Origin of the sequence: Bacillus sp. RIT 809, assembly GCF_016892495.1 — a bacterium.
GTDB lineage: Bacteria > Bacillota > Bacilli > Bacillales > Bacillaceae_G > Bacillus_A > Bacillus_A cereus_U.
The window spans coordinates 15,425-38,321 of the sequence record NZ_JAFEMR010000010.1; the positions used below are offsets into that span (position 1 = coordinate 15,425).

A 22,897-nucleotide genomic window follows, 5' to 3' on the forward strand; every position below is an offset into this window, starting at 1 on the left:
TAATTAAATAGTTTTGAATCTGTATTCTGGTGAAATATATAGTAATCATGTTTTTTAAGTAGAAAATCGAGTGAGAATCAGCTCCAATTTAATTCAAAGAATTATTAAGTAATGTTTTTAAATCTGATTGTATATCAAATTTTTCTTTATGTTGATCATATATGATTAGATATAGAAATTATCTAGTATATTATCTTTTTCTTCCTTATTGATGCCAATATATTTAAGTGTAATTTATGAGGTGCTATGATTGAGTATTTCTTACAACATAGCGAAATCTTTTGTTTATTTATAGAACCAATAGCCGAAGGTTTTGCGCATGGTGTGAGTCCCAATAGATTCGATACCAGCAAAATCTTTGGCTTTTTGAAATTTTTGATAAGCCTAGATATTATTAATGGGTTGATCTTCTTTTCGAGAAGGGAATAATATTTCACAGAAGGTGTAAAATGGGATGTTGATTTAGATGGGGATGGTGAAGATGATAGTATTAAGGATATGGTGAAAACGGGTGCGAAAAAAACTTGGTCAACAGTAGCAGGGTGGTTTAATTAACATGAAAAAAAGTATAGATTTTAATAAGAAAGCTTTTGCACATTATATGGCTCTTTATCCTGTAAATGAAATAAGAGTCCATGTAATTGGTCTGGTCCTTTTGGGGGCAGACGTGTTTGTTCTTTTGCCTGCTTTTGCGAATCCTTTTCGATTACTCTATGTATATATAGTAACTCCTCCAGTTATTTTTTTAAATTTGTGGGCGATATGGATTGCTATCAATCCTCGGAAACGACAATTACAATACACTCTATTTCGAGGAGTATATGGCACCATATGTTCAGTGGGATTATTGGTTATAACTCAAAAATATGCTTATGAAGTGTTACAATTACAAACTCCCATCTATTTTATTCTTTCATTTGGTTTGTATGGTTTTGCTTTGTATCATTTTTATAAAAACCATATTGAAAAACTTCAGGAACCAAGAAAAAAATCAAAATCATCGAAAGGAACTGGTGGTGTAAAAGTAGCAGCTATTGCAGCGGGATCGGGGCAGTTAATTGCTAATATAATTCTTAGCATTGCAACACAACAGATGGGGGCAATTGTATTTATGTGTGCATGCACAGTGTTTTCGTTTGCTTTGTTTTATATGATTATAGAACTCCATAAGTATTATTATTTACGGAAGCATATAGAAGATGGGGGGAAAATACGTATAGGCTTTTAAAGAGAATTTGTTGCATTTCAAGTATATAATCGCATTCTTCTTATAGTTGGTTAAAGGATAGAAAATTACGGAAGAAAACAACTACTTATGGTTGAAGAACCTGTTATGTATGACTACATTGGCTGTTTTTATCCAAAAGGATATATTGATCCTGATTATACATTTGTATTTAATCATGATGCTATTGAAGAAATTATATTTGTAGGTTTTGTAGATGAGGAAGAAGAGGCATTTGTAGGATTGCTTAATTGAATATGATCTAGAAACAGGTGACCTTCAAATTCCGATAAAACTAGCAATCTCCACGCCGAACTTGGACAAATTATAAGCGGGGAAAAAGCTGGACGCGAAAACGATGAAGAGATTACTATTTTCAAATCAGTTGGTTTGGTTGTAGTAGATATTACCGTTGCGAAGTATTTGTATGAGAAAGCGGTGGAGTGCGGGATGGGGAATAGGATTGAGTTTTGAGGCTGCCTTTTGGTGGTCTTTTTTGCATAAAATCTTGTAAAGCAAGAAAAAGTAGAATATGTAATGATTAGAATTGAATATTAATATTCTAATATTCAACAGAAAGATAAAACGTTTAAAAGTTCAGAATAATATTTTATAATATATTTAGTAAAATTAACCAAAATATATTTTGCTTATTATGTATTAAAGGGGAAATGAAAATGGCTGGACAAATTCGTATGTCACCAGAGGAGCTTAAATCAAAAGCGACTCGATATGGACAAGGTGCAAATCAAATTGAGGATATTTTACGTCAATTACAAAACTTACAAAATGAATTAAGAGGAGAATGGGAAGGTCGTGCTTTCGAAGGTTTTGACCAACAGTTCAATGAATTAAAGCCAAAAGTACAAAACTTCGCACAGCTATTACAAGAAATTAATATGCAGCTGAATAAAACTGCAGAGGCTGTTGCTTCTCATGATGAAGAATTATCACGTAATTTCGGTTTGAAATAAAAATTGTCATACTCTATATAACAAGCATTTCAAATGAGCCATACAGCTTATATTGTATGGCTCATTTGATTGCATGCCTAGCGAGTGATATTGATAGGGATATATATTTAATGAGATTTCTTTGATGCGTTTGGAAAACTTATAGAAAGGGTTTGAAAGAATGGGACAATTTCAAAGTAATTTACAAACAGCAACGCAAATTGCTACGAAAATGGAATCAGCCTCTGATAGGATTCAAAGTGCAACCAGTCGTTCTATAACAAAGGCGACGCGTACAACGTTGTCTGTTAACTTCAAATCACAAGAAGCGAATCAGCAAGTTTTAGACTTGACGAAACAATTTTCCGCTGCCTTTCAACAAGCGGTGGATAATATTCATTCAGTAGCCCAAGAGTTTGAGAGAATGGATAACGAACTTCACAACACTTTTCGCTAATGTGACAACCTACATAAGGGTAAAATGGTAGGAGGAATATGATGAGTCAAGATATTGAAAAACAAATCAATGAAGTAAATCAAAAGTTAAGAAGTGTATTTGAAGAACAAGACCGAAATCAATCCGCGATTCACATTCAGGAGCAAGCGGAAGCAGATTTTTATGAATGGAGAGGTAGAAGCCATCGTTTGTTTGATCGAATTTTAGGAACTTGGCATGGTGATAGAGAAATGTCTCAGTTTTTTATGAATACATATCAAGAGGCACAACATATTGAACGAAAAGTCACATTTGAATTGGAAAACAAAAAAGAAACGTTGCTTAAAGAAAGACGAGACCTTAGTGATTTAGAAAACGACCTTTCCTATCAACAACAACAATTAGCAAGGGAGGTCAATGCATGAGTTTAAATATGTATTTAGGAGAAGTACAAAGCCAAACTCAAAGCATGAATGCTGTATGTACCGCTACCATTCAAGGCATGGAACAAGCCATTCAGTCAATTGACTCTTTTGCAACTGATACTGTGTTACAAGGGCAAACATATAGCAGTGCAAAATCATTTTTTGTACAAACCTTTCGTCCTTTAGCGCAAGGAATTATTTACTTATGTGAAGAGCTAATCCGACAAAACAATGCCTTTCCAAGTCAATTTCAATCACAGGTAGCTTCAACAGATGTAATTGAACACGAGATATTAGAACAAATTCGAGAAATTGACCGGATGAAAACAAGTATGGAAGCTGTCAATCAAGCTATGCCAATGCCGGGTATGGATGCTATGGTAAATCTTTTTATTGTTATGAGGCAAAAACTGCAAGAAAAGCTGGATCATTTGTATCAATTCAATCAGACCTCTAGTAATAATTATAGTACAGCACTTCAATTAGCAACTAGTATTGCTACGGGTCTTGCGGAAGTTCAAAGTGGGAAAGGGTTTAATGCCGCTAGCGGTACATTTAATACGCAAGTGTTGAACATGGGATGGACAACATCTATTCAAAAAATTACAGAAAAGAAAACTCGTGAAGCTGATAAAATAGCACAGGCACGAACTCAAAAAGATGATAAGGATAAAATTAAATATTTTACAGGTAAAGCAGAATGGAAAGATGGAGAGCGTGTTGGAGCAGTTTTAGAAGGTTCTGTGATTGATGGTAAGGAGCCTCTTGGCAATAACAGCGAGTGGAACATGAAAGCTTTATCTGGAAAAATAGATGTAAATGTGCCTTTGCCTTTTGCTTTTGATGCTGCTAAAGAGGATTTAATGGCTGGAAATATTATTGGAGCAAAAATAGAGGGATCTGCCTTAGAAAACTCCTTTAAAACAACAAAAATAAAGGTTCCAATTACTACTTTTATTGGGCCTATTGGACCTATTAGGTTTACTCCGAAAGAGATAACGATTACTCAAAAGTTTGGCGAAGCGAACTTTACAACAGGTGTGGAGAAATATACATTAAAACTTGCAGCGGAACTTACTGCTAACAAATATGAAGCAGAGTTAAATCTTTTTCACATCCCAGATTTTGTTCCATTTATAGGGGATTGCGACGTGATAGCAAAAGGAGAAGTAGGATTAGGTACATTCGGTTTTAAAGCAAAGCTTGGAGCTGAAACTGGTGGATACTTTGGGGAAGAGTTTGGTCTTGGAGGGTTTATTAAATTTGAAAAACCAAAGAAGGAGGAAAGCTGATATGCAAGCATTTAAAGTTGGAAAATTAGTCACATTCGTTGCAATTATAATACTTCTTGTAGTTGCTATTTTATCTCCTTACAACTTATTTAAAAAGATTTATTTTATTATTGGTGTTCTTATTATTGGCGCAATTTCACTTAGTGCAAATAAATTCTTTGAACTGGTACACAGTAAATTTAATAAGAAATGATATTACTTATGTGATAGGGGAATTCAAAATATGAATAAATCATTAAGGATTATTACCAGTGTTGGGGTACTTATTCCTCTTGTAGTAATATGGAATTTACCTGAAGCTTCTTCAAAAGAAAAACTCCTTTTTACAGTTATTCAATTATCTATTGGATTTGCTTCTATAATCATTTTAGAATTTATATTCAGATACAAAAAGAAAAAGGAGAGTAAATAAATGAAACTATTACCTATTGGATCAGTTGTTAAACTAGAAGGTGTAGAACCAATCATTATGATTATCGGAAGAATGGTTATTTCAGCAGATAAACGTGATTTTGACTATGTAGGTGTTCCTTATCCAGTCGGTTATTTAGGTGATGAAAAAGTATTATGTTTTAATCGCGATAAGATTGTAGAAAAATTACACAGAGGTTACATGACTGAAAATGAATTGATATTACGTGAGAAATTGTTAAAAATATAGTTTTTTATTACAATTGAATTAAATACAAAATGTATCTAGTACACTATCTTTTTCTTCCTTATTGATGCCAATATATTTAAGTGTAATTTGTGAGGTGCTATGATTGAGTATTTCTTACAACATAGCGACATCTTTTGTTTATTTATAGAACCAATAGCCGAAGGTTTTGCGCATGGTGTGAGTCCTAATAGATTCGATACCGGCAAAATCTCCGGCTTTTTGAAATTTTTGATAAGCCTAGATCTTATTAATGGGGTGATCTTCTTTTCGAGAAGGGAATAATATTTCACAGAAGGTGTAAAATGGGATGTTGATTTAGATGGTGATGGTGAAGATGATAGTATTAAGGATATGGTGAAAACGGGTGCGAAAAAAACTTGGTCAACAGTAGCAGGGTGGTTTAATTAACATGAAAAAAAATACAGATTTTAATAAAAAAGCTTTTGAATATTATATGGCTCTTTATGCTGTAAATGATATAAGATCGACTATAATTACTCTTGTGATTGGGATAGCAGATATATTTGTGCTTTTGCCTGCTTTTGCGAATCCTTTTCAACCGATATATATGTACATAATAGTTCCACCAGTTGTTTTTTTAAATTTATGGACAATATGGATTGTTATAAATCCTCGGAAACGGCAATTACAATACACTCTATTTCGTGGGGTATTTGGCATCGTATGTTCAGTAGGATTATTAGTTATAACCCAAAAGTTTGCATATGGAATGTTAGGATTACAAACTCCAATCTATTTTGTTTTTTCAGTTGGTTTGTATATTTTTGCTTTGAATCATTATTATAAAAACCATATTAAAAAACTTCAGGGACCAATCAAAAAATCAAAGTCATCGAAAAAAAATTCTGGCTTCGGAGTATTGGCTTTTGTAGGATTGGGTCAACTCATTGCTAATATCAGTCTTGGTTTTGCAACACAAAAGATGGTAGCAATTGTATTAATGTGTGTATACTCCATGCTTTCGTTTATGTTGTTTCATTTCATTATGGAACTCCATAGGTATTATTATTTAAGGAAGCATATAGAAGGTGGAGGTAGAACACATGAAACCATTTAAAGAGTCTGTATTGAATTTTAAGTATATAATCGTGGTTCTCCTATAGTCAGTAAAGACTGCGGAAAAGAAAAGGGAGAAGCAACATCATGAATATAGAATTACATTTAGATAAAGGAAGGATGGGGAATTATGCAATTTTCTAAAGAAAAGTTTTTACCAAATGGTTCTATTGTTCTATTAAAAGGTGGGACGAAGAAAATTGTGATTTATGGAAGAAAACAAAAACTTATGGTTAAAGAACCTGTGATGTATGACTATATTGGCTGTTTTTATCCAGAAGGCTACATTAATCCTGAGTATACATTTGTATTTAATCATGAGGATATTGAAGAAATTATATTTGTAGGTTTTATAGATGAGGAAGAAGAGGCATTTGTAGGATTTCTTAATTGAATATGATCTAGAAACAGATGACCTTCAAATTCCGATAAAACTAGCAATCTCCACGCCGAACTTGGACAAATCATAAGCGGGGAAAAAACCGGACGCGAAAATGATGAAGAGATTACTATTTTCAAATCAGTTGGTTTGGCAGTAGTAGATATTATCGCTGCGAAGTATTTGTATGAGAAAGCGGTGGAGTGCGGGATGGGGAATAGGATTGAGTTTTGAGACTGCCTTTTGGTGGTCTTTTTTGCATAAAATCTTGTAAAGCAAGAAAAAGTAGAATATTTAATGATTAAAATTGATAATATTCTAATATTCAATAGAAAGATAAAGTGTTTAAAAGTTCAAAATAATACATTATAATGTGTTTAGTAAAATTAACCAAAATATATTTTGCTTATTATGTATTAAAGGGGAAATGAAAATGGCTGGACAAATTCGTATGTCACCAGAGGAGCTTAAATCGAAAGCGACTCGATATGGACAAGGTGCAAATCAAATTGAGGACATTTTAAGTCAACTACAAAACTTACAAAATGAATTAAGAGGAGAATGGGAAGGTCGTGCTTTTGAAGGTTTTGACCAACAGTTCAATGAATTAAAGCCAAAAGTACAAAACTTCGCACAGCTATTACAAGAAATTAATGTGCAGCTGAATAAAACTGCAGAGGCTGTTGCTTCTCATGATGAAGAATTATCACGTAATTTCGGTTTGAAATAAAAATTGTTTTACACTATATAACAAGCATTTCAAATGAGCCATACAGCTTATATTGTATGGCTTATTTGATTGCATGCCCAGCGAGTGATATTGATAAGGATATATAATGAGATTTCTTTAATACATTTGGAAAACGTATAGAAAGGATTTGAAAGAATGGGACAATTTCAAAGTAATTTACAAAAAGCAACGCAAATTGCTACGAAAATGGGATCAGCCTCTGATAGGATTCAAAGTGCAACCAGTCGTTCTATAACAAAGGCGACGCGTACAACATTATCTGTTAATTTCAAAGCACAAGAAGCGAATCAACAAGTCTTAGATTTGACGAGACAATTTCTTGCTGCCTTTCAACAATCGATTGATAATATTCACTCGGTAGCTAACGAGTTTGAGAGAATGGATAATGAACTTCATAATACCTTTCGCTAATGTGACAACCTACGTAAAGTAAAATAGTAGGAGGAAAAAGATGGATCGAGATATTGAAAACCAAATTAAAGAGTTAAATCTAAAGTTACGAAATGTATTTGAAGAACAGGACCGAAATCAATTCGCGATTCAAGCTCAGGAACAAGCGGAAGCAGATTTTTATGAATGTAGAAGTCGAAATCGTCGTTTGTTTGATCGAATTTTAGGAACTTGGCATGGTGATAGAGAAATGTCTCAGTTTTTTATGAATACGTATCAAGATGCACAACATATTGAACGAAAAGTCACATTTGAATTGGAAAACAAAAAAGAAACATTGTTTAAAGAGAAACGAGATCTTAGTGATTTAGAAAACGACCTTTCCTATCAACAACAACAATTAGCAAGGGAGGTCAATGCATGAGTTTAAATATGTATTTGGGGGAAGTACAAAGCCAAACTCAAAGCATGAATGCTGTATGTACTGCTACCATTCAAGGTATGGAACAAGCGATTCAGTCGATTGACGCTTTTGCAGTTGATACTGTTTTACAGGGACAAACATATAGTAGTGCAAAATCATTTTTTGTACAAACCTTTCGTCCTTTAGCGCAAGGTATTATTTATTTATGTGAAGAACTAATCCATCAAAATAATGCCTTTCCAAACGATTTTCAATCGCGAGTAGCTCAGGCAGATGTAATCGAACAAGAAATATTAGAACAAATTCGAGAAATTGACCGAATGAAAGCAAGTATGGAATCCATTACTCAAACTATGCCAATACCGGGTATGGACGCTCTGGCGGATCTTTTTAATGTCATGAGGCAAAAACTGCAAGAAAAACTAGAACATCTATATGAATTTAATTATACTTCTAGTAGTAATTATGATACGGCCCTCCAACTAGCCGCTAACATTGCGATGGGTTTAGCGGAAGTCCAAAGTGGAAAAGGTTTTAGTCCCGTAAGTGGTACATTTAGTACACAGGGGTTGAATATGAACTGGACGACTTCCATTCAAAAAATGACAGAAGCTAAGGCACGCGAAGCGGACAATTTTGTAAATAATAATTTATCAGATGATAATATCGAAGAAGGTACAATGTATGATACCCCCCCTGAAAAATCTATGCTTCGAAAAGTTTGGGACGGTATATACGTTGGTTCTGGACAAGTTATCGGAGGGATTGTAGAAGGATTCAATTCACTAGATGATACAGTAACAAAAGAAAATATTAAGTATGCTATAGGTCATCCCCTAGAGACAGCATCTACTGCTTATAATACTTTTTCTGATTCATTTGTGAATGATTTTTGGCATGGTGATGCAGAAAGTCGCGCAAAATGGGGAACAAGTACTTTTATGGAAGTTGGGATAGGATGGATTGGAGATAAAGGGATAGGCAGAGTAGGGAAAATAACTACACTCAGTGAAGGCGCGAATCTAGCAAAATTCTCAGAAGGTATCTCTTCCGTTTCGAATCAAATACCATTGAAAGACCAATTTGCTTTTGCTGGCGGAGGCAGTTTGCGGTCTAGATTTGATACGCCAGATTTTAGAGCAGTTGAGGAAAAGCTATCGACCTATCAATTTGCTAGAGATGAAAATATTCTTAATGTAAAACCTGGTGATAGCAGTCTACTTGCTCCAGGAGGCGGACTAAAAGCGCATAAAGCTAGAGGTGGACATTTAATCAAAAGGCACGTAGGAAAAACAGATGAAGAGTTGTTGCAAAGATTACAGAATGATTCTAGAATAACAGGGTCATCAACTTTTACTGATAGGGCTACCGCTGAGAAAGTAGCTAATGCTACCCTCAGTGACCCTAATAACCAACGAATTATTAGAGATTGGTTAAATAATCCCCGAAGCCGTTCTACGATAGCGTTGGATTATTATAATAATGATATTATTGGGCGTGGAGTACGGAGAGGGGCTACAACAGCTCATGATATGAAAAATGCCAAAATTGTCTTAAAAAAAGACGGCAATGGAAATTTCATTTTAACAGGTTATCCAGTTGACTAATAGGAGGAAAGAAATATATGCTATTAAAAAAAAATCCAGAAGATCCGGTTTATCAGTTCTTAGCAGCAACATTTCATCAAGATACATTTTACGAAGAAGCACTCCAAGAGTTACTTGAAGAAGAAAGTACGGAATATTTACAAGACGCTATTATTTTTCTAACTGAATTTATTCAAAGTGATTATAGTGATAAAGAAAAAAATGAGTACATACAGTTTTCTGCAGATGGGATATATTTTGAAGGATTAGAAATAACACCATTAGAATGGCTTGAACAAACAGTTAAAACGCTAAAACAAGCATTAAAAAGCACTTAATAAAAAAATCGACCGCCCGTAATAGGCGGTCTTTATGTTGGTTCTGGGCAAGTTATCGGAGGGATTGTAGAAGGATTCAATTCACTAGATGATACAGTAACAAAAGAAAATATTAAGTATGCTATAGGCAATCCCCTAGAGACAGCATCTACTGCGTGTAATACTTTTTCTGATTCATTTGTGAATGATTTTTGGCATGGTGATGCAGAAAGTCGTGCAAAATGGGGAACAAGTATTTTTATGGAAGTTGGGATAGGATGGATTGGGGATAAAGGGATAGGCAGAGTAGGGAAAATAACTACACTCGGTGAAGGCGCGAATCTAGCAAAATTCTCAGAAGGTATCTCTTCCGTTTCGAATCAAATACCATTGAAAGACCAATTTGCTTTTGCTGGTGGAACTACTTTAAAATCCAATATTACAGGCAATACTTTTACACAAGCTAAAGATACTTTTTTATTCAATGGAACTACGTGTTTTTTCGTCATACAAAAACCTCTACATATAAGTAGAGGTTTTTAAATTATATATTAATGAATTATGCTTTTTTAGATAAAGAAAATCGAGTTCAGGTAAAACGAAGAACATGGAATACGTAATTTTAACTAGATTTATTATTAGCTAGTTTATCTCCACCATTAAGCTCCGCCTCAATCTGCGAAGTCTTCGATGACTCATCCATACGCCAATACGTAATAAAGCTTATCGCGATACATCCAGCTACGTAGAAATAGAATAGTGATTCCATTCCGATACTCTTTAGCCATAATGCGATAAATTCCGCTGTTCCGCCGAATATCGCAACGGTTAGTGCATAAGGTAAACCTACGCCTAGTGCGCGAATTTCAGTTGGGAAGAGTTCTGCTTTTACAATCGCGTTAATGGAAGTGTAACCAGTAACGATAATAAGGCCGACCATCATGAGTAAAAATGCTACGATTGGTTCTGTCGTTTTTTCCATAAAGAAGAAGATCGGTGCTGTTAGTAACGTTCCGAGAATACCGAAAGCCATTAAGAGTGGGCGGCGTCCAATTTTATCGGATAATAGCCCCGCAATCGGCTGAAGCACAACGAAAATAAGTAGTGCGACAAAGTTAATCCAGCTCACAACTTCTTTCGGAAGACCGACTGTGTTTACCATGAATTTTTGTAAATATGTTGTGTACGTATAAAATGCAACAGTGCCTCCTAGTGTTAGGCCGACTACTGTTAATACTGCTTTCGGGTGTTTCATAAGAGCGCGAACGGTTCCTGCGCTTTCGCGGTTTTTCGATTCCATATTTGAGAACTGCTCTGATTCATCCATTGTACGTCGAAGCCATAATACAGCTACTGCTCCCATCGCACCAATAATGAATGGAATACGCCATCCCCAAGCTTTCATATCTGGTTCGCTTAGTAATTGCTGAAGAACAATTTGAACGCCTAACGCAACCATCTGTCCAGCAACGAGCGTTACATATTGAAAACTTGAATAAAAACCACGGCGACCACTACTAGCCATTTCAGATAAATACGTTGCGGAAGTTCCGTACTCTCCGCCAAGTGATAATCCTTGCAGTAAACGGGCAAGAACTAAAATAATTGGTGCCATAATACCGATGCTTTCGTAACTCGGTGTACAGGCAATAATTAAAGAACCACCGGCCATAACCGTAATCGAAAGCGTTAATGCTGCCCGGCGTCCGTGCCGATCTGCATATCGTCCCATTAGCAAACTGCCGATAGGGCGCATTAAAAATCCGACTGCGAAAATAGCGGCTGTGTTCAGTAATTGACTCGTTGGATCTCCTTTAGGAAAGAACTCTGCTGAGAAGTAAACAGCGAAAGCAGAGTAAACGTACCAGTCATACCATTCAATTAAATTGCCGACAGAACCTTTGAAGATATTGCCGGCGACTCGGTTAGATTTTGCTTGAGCCATAATAATTCCTCCTCTTGCTTATAAATAAAATGATAATTATGAAAGCGCGTTCAATATAGTTGAATTGTACTGTTCTTGAATTTAAATCTCAATATTATGACAATTTTATTCTTTTTGTACTTTATGTACATGGAGAGTTTTAATAGTTGCTTCATTATTAGTTTTGTCATAATAATAGAAAAAGGAGATTGATAGTTTTGAATATTTTATCAAAGGATATGGAGTATGAAGAAATCACGCAAAGTGTCATTACAAACGAAAATAGTAAGCTTAATTATTACGTTAATTTTATTTGTCGTTCTTCTGTTAGCAGGAATATTTGTTTACATTCAGTCCGTTGATACGAAACGTCAAGTTGAACAGTTAGCTCTGCAAACGGCGAAGTCACTTTCTTTTATGCCAGCTATAAAAGAGGCTTTTCAATATAACGAGCATAAAAGTATCATTCAATCCATTGCGGAACAAGTTCGTGAGCAAGCTGGTGCAGATTATGTCATTATAGAAGATCGCTATGGGGTTATGTATTCACATTCTAATTCGGAGTTGATTGGTACAAAGAGTAATAATCCATATAACTATGAAGCACTCACTTTTGGTGGCTATTATACGCTCGAAGGAAATGGTGCAAGTGGTCCGGCTTTAATGGCGAAAGCACCTATTATTATTCATAACGGAGACTATGATCAAGTCGTAGGCGTTGTGACAGTAGAGTTTTTAATAAAAGGTATTGAATCTAACATATTGAGCAGAACGAAAGAAATCATACTCTTTTCTTTAGCGGTATTACTAGTTGGAATCATTGGCGGTATTCTTTTAGCACGTAGTATTCGTAAAGATACACTCGGTTTAGAGCCGAATGAAATCGCAGCGCTATACCGGGAACGAAGCGCGATACTACTATCTATAAAAGAAGGTATTATAGCCATTGATCAAAATGGTTTTATTACGATGATGAACACTTCGGCAGAAGAGATGTTGCATGTAAATGATGATTATGTACAGCAACACATTTCAAAAGTTTTACCGGCTTTTCATATGGAAAGAGTGCTAGAAAACGATCAAGAAATAGCGTTTCAAGATAAAGTGTTTATTTTAAACATGACACCGATACTCGAAAATAACAGTACGGTAGGTGTTGTATGTAGTTTTAGAGATAAAACCGAATTGCAAAATCTTGTGAACACAATATCTGAGGTAAGAAAATATTCAGAGGACTTACGTGCTCAAACGCATGAATTTACAAATAAGCTTTTCGTCTTATCAGGATTACTTCAGTTAGGACATTACAAAGAAGCGATTGAATTTATCCAGCAAGAATCTAATATTCATCAAAGCCAAAACCATATTTTATTCCATCAAATTCACGATGCGAAAGTACAAGCTATTTTATTAGGAAAACTCGGAACAGCATCTGAGAAGAAAATTGATTTTCATATTGAAGGAGATAGTGCGCTTCAACTGTTACCAGACCATATAAAAGTTTCGCACCTTATTACGATCCTTGGAAACATAATCGACAATGCGTTTGATGCGGTGAGTGAACGAGAGGGAAAGAGTGTTTCCTTCTTTGTTACGGATATTGGACACGATATTGTGTTTGAAGTGATAGATAGTGGAGCAGGGATATCGGCGGAAAAAATCGCAACTATTTTTCAAAAAGGATTTTCAACGAAAGGAAACGATCGTGGTTACGGACTAGCAAACGTGAAAGAAATGGTAGAACTACTACAAGGAACAATTGAAATTCAAAACGAGAAAAATGGGGGAGCTATTTTTACAATTTACCTTCCGAAAACATTGAGAGAAAGTAAATGACAAACAGGGGGATGGGCATATGTTGAAGGTTGCAATTGCAGAAGATGATTTCCGCGTAGCACAAATTCAAGAAGAGTTTTTATCAAAAATAAAGGATGTAAAAGTTATTGGGAAAGCATTGAATGCGAAAGAAACGATGGAACTACTACAAAGAGAAGAAATCGATTTACTTCTATTAGATAATTATTTACCAGATGGAATTGGAACAGACTTGTTGCCGAAAATCCACGCTGATTTTCCGAAAGTTGACGTAATTATGGTTACAGCGGCGAATGAAAACCATATGTTAGAAAAGGCAATTCGAAACGGCGTAAGCAACTACCTTATAAAACCGGTCACGTTAGATAAATTTGTTCGAACAATTGAAGACTATAAAAGAAAGAAGCAACTGTTACATAGTAACAATGAAGTAAATCAAGCACTAATCGATAATTTTTTCGGCACTTCGCAAATACAAGACATGAAAAACTTACCGACAGGTGTAGATCCGTTAACACTACAAAAAGTGAAAGACATTATAAAAGGATTCGAAGAGGGCATTACAATAGAAGAAATGGGAGAACAAATGGGAGCCTCTAGAACAACCGCAAGAAGATATTTAGAATACTTAGTAGCGACAAATGAATGCACAGTAGAGTATACATACGGTATTATCGGGCGACCAGAACGAAAGTATCGAATAGGACGAGGACTATGAAAAAACGATTATTACTATGTATATGGGTCATGACAGGAGTAATAACTGGTTGTTCCGTAGAAAAAACGAACAAGAACAAAGTGAACATAGAAGAAGTAGAAATCGTTGCACCGAACGTTCAAGGAGCTGGATGGGACTTAACAGCACGGGCGATGCAGAAAACACTGACAGAAGAGAAAATCTTCACAAAACCAATCACTGTCACAAACAAAGTAGGCGGCAGTGGTGATGTCGGATGGAAATATACGAAACAAAAAGGTGGTCACGTACTTGCGATCAACTCAAGCTTACTCATAACGAACAACCTACTAGGCCACAGTAAACTAACATATAAAGACTTCACACCGCTTGCAACACTCGCGTCAGACTGGGAAGTCGTTGTCGTCTCAAAAGACTCAAACATAGAAAACGCAAACGAACTAATGGAACAACTAAAACAAGACGAGAAAAACTTCAAAATCGGCGTTGCCCCTGGCCTAGGAAACGATGATCACCTATCCTTCGTACAAGTAAGCAAAGCATTCGGCATAAACCCTGCCGAACTACAATTCTTCGTCTACGAAAACAAAGAAAAAATCATAAATGCCCTAACGAACAAACAAATCAACGCCGCAACAATGACCCTATCCGAAGCCGAAAAACAGTACAAAGCTGGCAAAATAAAAATACTAGCCGTATCCTCAGAAAAACGGCTAGACAGATTACCAGAAATCCCGACGTGGAAAGAACAAGGAATCGACGTTGTATTTCAGCATTGGAAAGGGATTATGGGACCGAAAGATATGACTGAGGAAGAGGTTGCTTATTGGGATGATGTGATTAGGAGGATGGCCCAGAGTGATACTTGGAAGGGGATTTTGAGGGAGCGGGGGTGGGAGGGGTTTTATAAGGATAGTGGGGAGAGTATGATATTTTTGGAGGATAGTTATGGGTGGTATGCGGGAATGGTGAAAAATTAAAAGAAGATGGAGTACTAGGTGCAATGAATGAGTTATTTAGTGATGAAGAGTATCAATATTTTAACGGATATTGCTGAAAAGGGTTTATAGTTTAAATAGATTGCCAGGTATGGAAGGTGGTAATTGGCAATCTATTTATGGCAAAATGTTATAATTAAGATGTGGAGATGTGAGAATTAATATCTCTATTAAATGATTTATAGTTGGTCAAATAAATACTAAATTAATTAAATATATAGGTTGAATTTAAAAATTGCTTAGATAAAATCGGTATTTTTAAGCATAGAAACAATAACATCTCCACGAAGCCATAGTTGTTGATAATACATGCTGATACCGTTAATGACAAGTGGTTTCTTTGATGCGTTACTGCCTGTTCCACGAATGAAAAATGAATTGTTTGTTGATTTAGGGAAATTAATTGATGTTCTAACAGTATTGGAACGTTTATTGATAATAGGTTCATTGTTTTTATCTAAATAAATTGTTTCTTCTAGTTTGTCATTATTAATTAAATAACGAACTTGTTCCCAGACAGGTTTTATATCATTTTCTATAATTTTATCATTCATAGAAAGACGCTTAAATCCAAGGAATTTATTATCTAGTAATGGAGCTTTCATAGAAGGCTCTTCGAAAATAATAAATAAAAATTGTTTCTCATGGAAGTAATTATAGATAAACGATTCATCAAATTGTATTTTTTGATCAGTCCATTCTTCAAAATCAATTTGGCAAAATTTCATATCTTCTGTGCGGCGGCTTTTAGTAGTTTGTGCTATGGACTTTGGAACAATTCCAATCTTACTAAATAGCTCAATTTTACTTAGTTTTTTTACTGATCCACCGAACATTTTTACAATGATTTGTTCCGAGATAGCTTTTGGCGCGGAGCCGTTTTTAGTTGGTAGAATGTCGAATTCTTTCATGAGCTCTCTAACCGTTTTATTTTTATATTTTTGAGTAAGATTATGTAATTTATTATCAAGTTCTTTAAAGGTTAAGTATGTATCATCCAGCTTTTCAAATTTATCTCCAAAATGTTTTTGTACTAGAGTTGATACGGTAGTCCGTTTTAGACGGAAACGAGGACTGTTAGGCCACTTAGGCGCTGTATCTATCAGCATCAAACTTTTTCGTAGTTCAGAAGAAATTCGAGGATATTCAGCTTTAGGGTCCCCATATGTATCTTTTAAGTGCTGAATAAAATTACGTACAATGAGCCAATCATTTTTTAGAATTTTTTTATCTTCATCTGAAAACGTGTGGAAATGGTAACCTTCAATGAAAAATTTAGCATATTCAGCAGCTGTTACAGTTTCTAGAGAATCGTAGTGATAATATACTAATAATAGGTGCTCTAATTTATGCCAGAAGCTAGAGGTTTCAAATTCTTCATCTGTAATTGATTCAGGTGAAACAGCTGTAATTGACATAGGCTCTTTTGCTTCATAAATAATATTAGACTTGTTTTTAGTTCTACTATTCTTCTTAGGTCTACGAATGCCAGTTGTTTTTACTTCTGTTTCAATACCGTCCACAATTAAATCAGGTTTTTTATCTGTATCAGGTGGATAACCCAATATAGATTGTTCTACAACATCTCCGGCTATACCGGTGATTTTAGGTGAATTAATAGTCTTTGCAAAGACATTGTTAACATCACATTTTCCAAGCGTTTTACCTACAGCATTTCTTAAAATATCATCTAATTTTTTTCGTGTGAATTTATGTAATGCCATGAGAAAGGACTCCTTTTTATATGCTATGTATATATGATACAGTATTTTATCTTGTTACTCATTAAGTGTTCTGAAGAGATTTATACGATGAAGAAGCAGATATCTTTAGAAGTAAAAATGATAACTGCTTTTTGATATGAACGGTGAATTCTTCATAAATTAAATTGAATCTGTATTATTTTTTATCAGTAATAATATCAGCTATGTACGAATTATTTAACCAATAACACTGCTTTGTAATATGCTGACCATCAGGTAAAGTTACTTTATCAGCACCGTTGCGAGCTTTTGGTCTAATATGCGCGACACCGTTGAAGTTTATTTTTGGTAGGTTATTTGCTTCGACGACTTTGTCACCACGTTTTTTATATTCAATTTGAATACCCTCATGTATTACTTTATTAACTTCTTCCCATAGTTCACGTATTTCTTTTTCTATTGTAGGGGCGGGCATGTTCCAAAGCTTGATACCTTTAAAGTAGAGTTTACGGTTTGGATTTTCTATTTTTGTTTGTTTAAATTCAAAAATTACAAATAAGAATTTGGTTTGATAGAAGCGTTCTCGAATTTCGCTTTCTTCCCATGATTCGTTTGTCCATTGATGAAAATCAATTGTTTCAAATGACATGCTTTGTTCTGGTTTTCTGTTTAGCTCTAAACGAATTGTCTTAAATTCTATATTGGCTTTCGCAAATTCTTCAATTTTATCGAGTCGAGTTCCTTTAATACCAAGTAATGAGCTTACTAATAATGGAACAAAGCTTTTGGTTGTAGGTTTGTAATCGATAGATAATTTTTGAGCAATTTCTTGATCAGTTAGGCCTATGTAATTCTCAAATTTTGAGTAAAGGATTTCTTCTAAAGATTTTCCTTTTAGTTCATTTGTTGTTGTGAAACTTACCAGTTCTTCGTTTAGGATATATCTACGAACTAGTGCGGTCATATAAGAAGACTTTAATGAAAAAGCTCTTTGCATTGCTTGAATTTCAGAACACGGTTGTGAGCGAAGTGAATTTTTATTGGATCCTTTTGTGCAAGCTCCTAAATAGTTTGTATCACCTTCAGATAATTCATGTGCTTTGCCGGCACGAATTTTATTTACGATGATTTCCCAGTCTTGTTTAATTATTTCTAAATCAGCTTCAGGATAGGTGAATAGAAAGCTTTTTGTAATATGAAAATCTTTACGATCTACTTCAGGTACCCATTCATAGAACATTAATAGTAGCTTTTCGTTTTTCTTCCAAAAGCTTGATGTCTCAAAGTGTGTATGAACTTCTTCCATATAGTTGATAATATTTAAAACCAAGCGCTCTTTGGCTGATAATGAACCGTTTTTATTTTGTTTAAATGCAGTTACTTTGAGTTCAATACCAAGGTGTTTAAAATCAGCTTCTGCATTTGAATTTACTTCATATCCGAAAAAGCTCTCCTCAATTACTTGACCTAATCCGCCTTTTGATTTTGCGTTTGCGAGTCGGTCAGTTGTATCGATTTCACCAAATGTTTTTCCTTCAGCTTCATGTGCTTTTTTCATTAGTTCTTCTATTGTAGTGTATTCCATAATAAGCTCCTTTCCATATCTATTGCTGCGTTATATGTTTATAAAACATTGCATATAAAGTTATGCTATAATTAAAAGCTGTTTCAATTTTATATAAGTAAAATTTATAGGGAGGAAAAGGCAGTTTGTTCTATTAAATAACTGTTATATTGGATCTGTTCAAGTGAAGTTGGTTCCTTTATAATATTGATATTGCGGCGAACTGTTTTCTTAATTGCCACGAGCCAAAAAAAGGAATTGTAAAAAAGTATGGTTCCTGAAATGTTATAGTTGATCTTTTCCTCACTTTTTATTATAATGAAGCATAGATAAATAAAATACCGAAAGGATGTTCGTGTATTTATGGTGAAAGTAGTAGAACTTTTTGCGGGAGTAGGAGGTTTTAGATTAGGACTGGAAGCAAACGAAAACTTTGACGTTCTTTGGGGAAACCAATGGGAACCCTCAACTAAAGCACAACATGCATTTAATTGTTATGCAACTCGCTTTGAAAATAAAGGAATACATGTAAATAAAGATATAGCTGAAGCTTGGCAGGAAATACCTGAGCATGATTTATTAGTAGGAGGCTTTCCTTGCCAAGATTATTCTGTAGCACGTACTTTATCAAATGAAAAAGGAATACAAGGGAAAAAAGGTGTTCTTTTTTGGGAGATAATGAACATAGTTAATTCTCGCAAGCCAAGGTTTGTTTTGTTAGAGAATGTAGATAGATTATTGAAGTCACCAGCAAAACAAAGAGGTCGTGATTTTTCTATTATGCTAGCGAGTTTTAGAGACGCAGGATACGCAGTAGAATGGCGAGTTATTAACGCTGCGGATTATGGGAATTCTCAAAGAAGACGAAGAGTATTTATTTTTGCGTACTTAAAAGAATCTCATTTCGCATCTGTTCAAAATGAAATGAAGTCTCTAGAGATATTGTGTGAAAATGGATTTTTCGCTCCGATTTTTAATGTACATGAAGCGCCGGAAGAAAACAAAAAAAGAGGGCAATTTGAGTTGCCGGTCGATATTATTGAGGTTTCTGATACATTTAAAGCGGAATACTATAATTCTGGTGTGATGATAGAGGGACAAGTATATACTGAAGAAGTAGTCCCACTAACTGAAAATCCAGAGACTTTAGGTGAGGTTGTTCAGAAAGTATATGATAAATTTGGTCCCGCAGATGAATCGTATTATTTGAAAATGGATAAGGTGAACAAAAAGGGAAGAACAGAATTCGAGGAACTTAAGTACCTTAAAGGTCCTAAAAAGGAAGAAAGAGTATCAAAGGCGACGGGTCATAAATACTTCTATGCTGAGGGAGGAATGGCTTTCCCAGATGGTTTAGATAAGCCTGGACGTACAATGTTAACAAGTGAAGGAACATGTAATAGAAGTTCCCATGTAATTGAAGATCCTTATACAAAAAGGCTAAGATATTTAACGCCAGCTGAATGTGAGTTGTTAAATGGGTTCCCAATGGACTGGACAAACACAGGTATGCCACAAAGAAACAGATACTTTTGTATGGGAAATGCTTTAGTGGTTGATTTGGTGGAGCGAATGGGTCAAAGGATTTTAGAGATTAACAAAGAAGAAGAGAAGATGGATAGTATTGTGCAGTTGAGTTTATTCTAAGAAATAAATAGGGCACATGCTTATTAGATATTTAAAATAATAAAGTATGGGAATAACCTGATTCTATAGCTAGCTATAGAATCAGGTTATTTTTTATGCAAGTTTTTAATTGAGAAGGGAGTAGTTAATAGGGAAATAATCAAATTTATCGCGGAGTAGCAATCCACTAATTTCCTTTGTACTTAATACCAACAATTCCTCTATAGATATTGTATAATATGGAATATATTCGAAACGTATTTTTATATTAAGAGGTGTTACATCATTGGAGAAATATACATTTGATTTTCTACAAGAGATATTCCCTGAGTTAGCGGAAATTGGTAGGGATATTGAAAATATTTTTTATCAAGATCCCCAATCGGTTTTAATTAAGGGAAGAATATTTTCAGAGTTATTATCAAAACGCATTGCGGAAGAGCATGAATTGTACGACGTACAATATTTAAAACAAGTAGATCGTATTCAAAAACTAGAAAGAGAAGATATTTTATCAAAAGAAATTTCGCGTTCATTTGATACGGTTCGCTATTTAGGAAATAAAGCGGCACATGAACATATTGAAAGTGGAGTAGAGAGTGCTTTTAAAATGCATAAAAATCTATTCCAAATTGCAGTGTGGTTTATGGAGGTATACGGGAGTTATGAGTTTGTCGCTCCGAAATATAAACACCCACAGCCGAAGAGTAGTGTACATATTGTGGAGAAATTAGAAGAAAAGATATCTGCTAGTTTAGAAGAAAAGTTAAAAGTGCTAATTGAGATTGCAAGCAAACAAAATACGCCAAACCAAACCGAGGAATTAATAGAGATAAATAACCCTGAGATTGCAGTAGGATTAGAAGTTGAAGATAAACAATCTGTGGATAATGAGGAAGAAACAGACAACCATTTTGGGTATGATGATTTTATTTTTGGAGAAGGAGAGAGCTATTTACTGGCAGAACTCTCGAAGCTGAAAGAATCATCTCAAGAGGCAATCGAAAATCCTAATGAATTTAGTTCTTTTAAGGATTATTTACATGTTGAAAGAACGATACAGAACGATATGATGTTGGCTCTAACAACAGCAGCAGGAGAAAATACAAGTCAATTGATTTTCTTGTGTGGTAGCGTTGGAGATGGGAAATCACATTTATTATCGTATGTGAAAAATAAATATCCTGAATTGATGGAAGAATTTTCGGTTCATAATGATGCTACGGAAAGTTTTGATCCGCAAAAGAGTTCTCTTGATACATTAGCGGAAGTGTTAAAGCCGTACAGTGATAGTGAGATTGATAGTTCTGGATGTAAGCTAATTTTAGCTATTAATTTAGGGGTGCTGCATAACTTTATTGAATCAGATTATGCAAAAGAGCACTATCAAACTTTAACGAAATTTATTGAGGACTCAGGAATATTCGAGGCGAATGAGGTTGCTACGAATCAACAAAGCAGTAACTTTCACTTAATTAGCTTTAGTGATTATCAACCTTTTGAATTAACTAGTGAGGGGCCAAAATCAGATTACTTTTCATCTATTTTAAAGCGAATTGTAGTCGATTCAGAAAGAAATCCATTCTATCAAGCTTATTTGAAGGATAAGAAACGTGGTATAAATGGATTCTTCATGGTGAATTATGAGTTATTGCAACAGCAACAGATAAGAGATGGTGTTTTAAGCATATTAATTGAAGCAATAGTTAAGCATAAGATGATTATTTCGACACGCTCCATGCTTAATTTTATTTATGATATTTTAGTACCTTCTCATGGGGATGAAGATTTTCTTGGGGCAGGTATGATGGAAAAAACAGAAGCTTTATTGCCGAATTTATTATTTGATGGTCAAGAAAAATCAAATCTACTAGCAGTGATTTCTAAAATGGATCCTATTCATCTTCGATCAAATAGTTTAGACCAGATGCTAATTGAGCTAAACAACTCAGTAAATATGAAGAATACTTTCCAAAAACATTTAGTTCTAGAAGGGCTTGATAAATGGGCAAATGGGCTAGAAGAGATGGGACCTTTCTTTGAGTTAAGTGATTCATCTAGGCAGGTATTCAATAAAACGTTAATACGCATGTCATTCTTTTTATCCCCAGCTTTAAATGAGATATTCGCGGATGAAAATTATAAGGAATATATGGAATATTTATATGCCTTTAATAAAGGAAATCGATCCGATTTAAGAGATATGTATAATTTAGCGAGAAAATCGATTTTCTTATGGAATGGAAGTCCGAAGTCAGATTATGTGTTTATGGATTATTCAAATGACACTACTCAGGTTGCACAATCACTTAAGGTTAAACCGGTTGTAGGACATTTGAAGGGAACAGCACTAGAGGTATTAAATCGATTTAAATTAAATATATTACTTGCCTTTTCTAACGAAGATAAAGTAAATCCCGTATATTTAGAAATAGATTATCCGCTATATGAAATGATGGTTAAACTTTCAAAAGGTTATCGTCCGAATAAAAAGGATAAAGAAGATTGTATTCAGTTTGTTGAATTTGTGGATAAGATAATGAAATTAGGAAATAGAGAAAAAGAATTATTGTTTGTTCAATCTAATGAAAATGGAATGTTTAAACTAACATACGATGAAGATTTTGAAGAATTTACGTTTAGAAGGGATTAGA

The 22,897-nt window shown here is 34.6% G+C and carries 23 protein-coding genes and 6 pseudogenes; 24 read left to right on the forward strand and 5 right to left on the reverse strand.

What is annotated here, in order from left to right; translation table 11 throughout:
- Positions 1-165: 165 nt before the first annotated feature.
- Positions 166-429: pseudogene (locus JTF23_RS27765) on the reverse strand (tyrosine-type recombinase/integrase); the annotation flags it as partial.
- Between the two features lie 127 nt (positions 430-556).
- Here JTF23_RS27765 and JTF23_RS12550 point away from each other — a divergent pair.
- The 10 genes and pseudogenes from JTF23_RS12550 (at position 557) to JTF23_RS12595 (ending at position 4,992) form a co-directional block, all read left to right on the forward strand.
- Complete coding sequence (locus tag JTF23_RS12550; RefSeq protein WP_002114720.1) at positions 557-1,228, forward strand: hypothetical protein; 672 nt, start codon at positions 557-559, stop codon at positions 1,226-1,228.
- Positions 1,229-1,282: 54 nt separating this feature from the next.
- Positions 1,283-1,480 (forward strand): annotated as a pseudogene (locus tag JTF23_RS12555) (DUF4176 domain-containing protein); the annotation flags it as partial.
- A 10-nt stretch (positions 1,481-1,490) separates the two neighbouring features.
- A pseudogene (locus JTF23_RS12560) lies at positions 1,491-1,699 on the forward strand (ornithine cyclodeaminase family protein); the annotation flags it as partial.
- Positions 1,700-1,902: 203 nt separating this feature from the next.
- On the forward strand, positions 1,903-2,199 hold the full coding sequence (locus JTF23_RS12565; RefSeq protein ID WP_000918596.1) for a WXG100 family type VII secretion target: 297 nt from the start codon (positions 1,903-1,905) through the stop codon (positions 2,197-2,199).
- Between the two features lie 160 nt (positions 2,200-2,359).
- The gene (locus JTF23_RS12570; protein ID WP_204208879.1) at positions 2,360-2,635 is read left to right on the forward strand and encodes a TIGR04197 family type VII secretion effector; all 276 of its coding nucleotides are present in this window, start codon (positions 2,360-2,362) and stop codon (positions 2,633-2,635) included.
- A gap of 41 nt (positions 2,636-2,676) precedes the next feature.
- Complete coding sequence (locus tag JTF23_RS12575; RefSeq protein WP_016101711.1) at positions 2,677-3,039, forward strand: DUF3958 family protein; 363 nt, start codon at positions 2,677-2,679, stop codon at positions 3,037-3,039.
- Positions 3,036-4,331, forward strand: coding sequence for a T7SS effector LXG polymorphic toxin (locus tag JTF23_RS12580; RefSeq protein ID WP_204208880.1), 1,296 nt, complete (start codon positions 3,036-3,038; stop codon positions 4,329-4,331). Before JTF23_RS12575 ends, JTF23_RS12580 begins: the two co-directional genes overlap by 4 nt.
- Before the next feature lies 1 nt (position 4,332).
- Complete coding sequence (locus JTF23_RS12585) at positions 4,333-4,524, forward strand: hypothetical protein (RefSeq protein WP_070146212.1); 192 nt, start codon at positions 4,333-4,335, stop codon at positions 4,522-4,524.
- A gap of 30 nt (positions 4,525-4,554) precedes the next feature.
- Positions 4,555-4,743: a hypothetical protein gene (locus JTF23_RS12590; RefSeq protein WP_070146213.1), complete on the forward strand. Its 189-nt coding sequence runs from the start codon at positions 4,555-4,557 to the stop codon at positions 4,741-4,743.
- Positions 4,744-4,992, forward strand: coding sequence for a DUF4176 domain-containing protein (locus tag JTF23_RS12595; protein WP_070146214.1), 249 nt, complete (start codon positions 4,744-4,746; stop codon positions 4,990-4,992).
- A gap of 18 nt (positions 4,993-5,010) precedes the next feature.
- Here the strand turns inward: JTF23_RS12595 and JTF23_RS27770 are convergent.
- Positions 5,011-5,274 (reverse strand): annotated as a pseudogene (locus JTF23_RS27770) (tyrosine-type recombinase/integrase); the annotation flags it as partial.
- 127 nt (positions 5,275-5,401) lie between these two features.
- Between JTF23_RS27770 and JTF23_RS12605 the strand changes: the two are divergent.
- The 9 genes and pseudogenes from JTF23_RS12605 to JTF23_RS12645 form a co-directional block, all read left to right on the forward strand.
- Positions 5,402-6,070, forward strand: coding sequence for a hypothetical protein (locus JTF23_RS12605; protein ID WP_070138822.1), 669 nt, complete (start codon positions 5,402-5,404; stop codon positions 6,068-6,070).
- Between the two features lie 129 nt (positions 6,071-6,199).
- Complete coding sequence (locus JTF23_RS12610) at positions 6,200-6,463, forward strand: DUF4176 domain-containing protein (protein ID WP_070146215.1); 264 nt, start codon at positions 6,200-6,202, stop codon at positions 6,461-6,463.
- Positions 6,464-6,473: 10 nt separating this feature from the next.
- Positions 6,474-6,682, forward strand: a pseudogene (locus JTF23_RS12615) (ornithine cyclodeaminase family protein); the annotation flags it as partial.
- 199 nt (positions 6,683-6,881) lie between these two features.
- Entirely contained in the window at positions 6,882-7,178 is a 297-nt protein-coding gene (locus JTF23_RS12620; protein WP_204208881.1) for a WXG100 family type VII secretion target, read from the forward strand.
- A 156-nt stretch (positions 7,179-7,334) separates the two neighbouring features.
- Positions 7,335-7,610 carry a TIGR04197 family type VII secretion effector gene (locus JTF23_RS12625; protein ID WP_016103876.1) on the forward strand — a complete coding sequence of 92 codons (276 nt, stop codon included), beginning with the start codon at positions 7,335-7,337 and terminating at the stop codon, positions 7,608-7,610.
- Between the two features lie 40 nt (positions 7,611-7,650).
- Positions 7,651-8,013 carry a DUF3958 family protein gene (locus tag JTF23_RS12630; RefSeq protein ID WP_204208882.1) on the forward strand — a complete coding sequence of 121 codons (363 nt, stop codon included), beginning with the start codon at positions 7,651-7,653 and terminating at the stop codon, positions 8,011-8,013.
- The gene (locus JTF23_RS12635) at positions 8,010-9,620 is read left to right on the forward strand and encodes an RNase A-like domain-containing protein (protein WP_016103878.1); all 1,611 of its coding nucleotides are present in this window, start codon (positions 8,010-8,012) and stop codon (positions 9,618-9,620) included. Before JTF23_RS12630 ends, JTF23_RS12635 begins: the two co-directional genes overlap by 4 nt.
- 17 nt (positions 9,621-9,637) lie before the next feature.
- Positions 9,638-9,937 (forward strand): contact-dependent growth inhibition system immunity protein, encoded by a 300-nt coding sequence (locus tag JTF23_RS12640; RefSeq protein WP_016103879.1) that lies wholly within the window; start codon positions 9,638-9,640, stop codon positions 9,935-9,937.
- A 27-nt stretch (positions 9,938-9,964) separates the two neighbouring features.
- Positions 9,965-10,399, forward strand: a pseudogene (locus JTF23_RS12645) (cytosolic protein); the annotation flags it as partial.
- Positions 10,400-10,538: 139 nt separating this feature from the next.
- Here JTF23_RS12645 and JTF23_RS12650 read toward each other — a convergent pair.
- Complete coding sequence (locus JTF23_RS12650) at positions 10,539-11,861, reverse strand: MFS transporter (RefSeq protein WP_016103884.1); 1,323 nt, start codon at positions 11,859-11,861, stop codon at positions 10,539-10,541.
- A gap of 225 nt (positions 11,862-12,086) precedes the next feature.
- Here JTF23_RS12650 and JTF23_RS12655 point away from each other — a divergent pair, with 225 nt between their 5' ends.
- The 3 genes from JTF23_RS12655 to JTF23_RS12665 are packed head-to-tail and all read left to right on the forward strand — an operon-like array spanning position 12,087 to position 15,332.
- Positions 12,087-13,676, forward strand: a complete 1,590-nt coding sequence (locus JTF23_RS12655; RefSeq protein WP_204208883.1) for an ATP-binding protein — start codon at positions 12,087-12,089, stop codon at positions 13,674-13,676.
- 19 nt (positions 13,677-13,695) lie between these two features.
- Positions 13,696-14,373, forward strand: coding sequence for a response regulator (locus tag JTF23_RS12660; RefSeq protein WP_002150219.1), 678 nt, complete (start codon positions 13,696-13,698; stop codon positions 14,371-14,373).
- Entirely contained in the window at positions 14,370-15,332 is a 963-nt protein-coding gene (locus JTF23_RS12665; protein WP_204208884.1) for a tripartite tricarboxylate transporter substrate binding protein, read from the forward strand. Before JTF23_RS12660 ends, JTF23_RS12665 begins: the two co-directional genes overlap by 4 nt.
- Before the next feature lie 257 nt (positions 15,333-15,589).
- On the opposite strand, the gene JTF23_RS12670 is transcribed toward JTF23_RS12665, so the two are convergent.
- Both JTF23_RS12670 and JTF23_RS12675 read right to left on the reverse strand, forming a co-directional pair.
- The gene (locus JTF23_RS12670; protein ID WP_204208885.1) at positions 15,590-17,074 is read right to left on the reverse strand and encodes a MutH/Sau3AI family endonuclease; all 1,485 of its coding nucleotides are present in this window, start codon (positions 17,072-17,074) and stop codon (positions 15,590-15,592) included.
- 175 nt (positions 17,075-17,249) lie between these two features.
- Positions 17,250-18,638, reverse strand: coding sequence for a Sau3AI family type II restriction endonuclease (locus JTF23_RS12675; RefSeq protein ID WP_204208886.1), 1,389 nt, complete (start codon positions 18,636-18,638; stop codon positions 17,250-17,252).
- Between the two features lie 342 nt (positions 18,639-18,980).
- Here JTF23_RS12675 and dcm point away from each other — a divergent pair, with 342 nt between their 5' ends.
- Together dcm and dptF are read left to right on the forward strand one after the other, a co-directional pair.
- Positions 18,981-20,264, forward strand: coding sequence for a DNA (cytosine-5-)-methyltransferase (gene dcm / locus JTF23_RS12680; protein ID WP_002030096.1), 1,284 nt, complete (start codon positions 18,981-18,983; stop codon positions 20,262-20,264).
- Positions 20,265-20,529: 265 nt separating this feature from the next.
- Positions 20,530-22,896, forward strand: a complete 2,367-nt coding sequence (gene dptF, locus JTF23_RS12685) for a DNA phosphorothioation-dependent restriction protein DptF (RefSeq protein ID WP_002030095.1) — start codon at positions 20,530-20,532, stop codon at positions 22,894-22,896.
- Position 22,897: the final 1 nt, after the last annotated feature.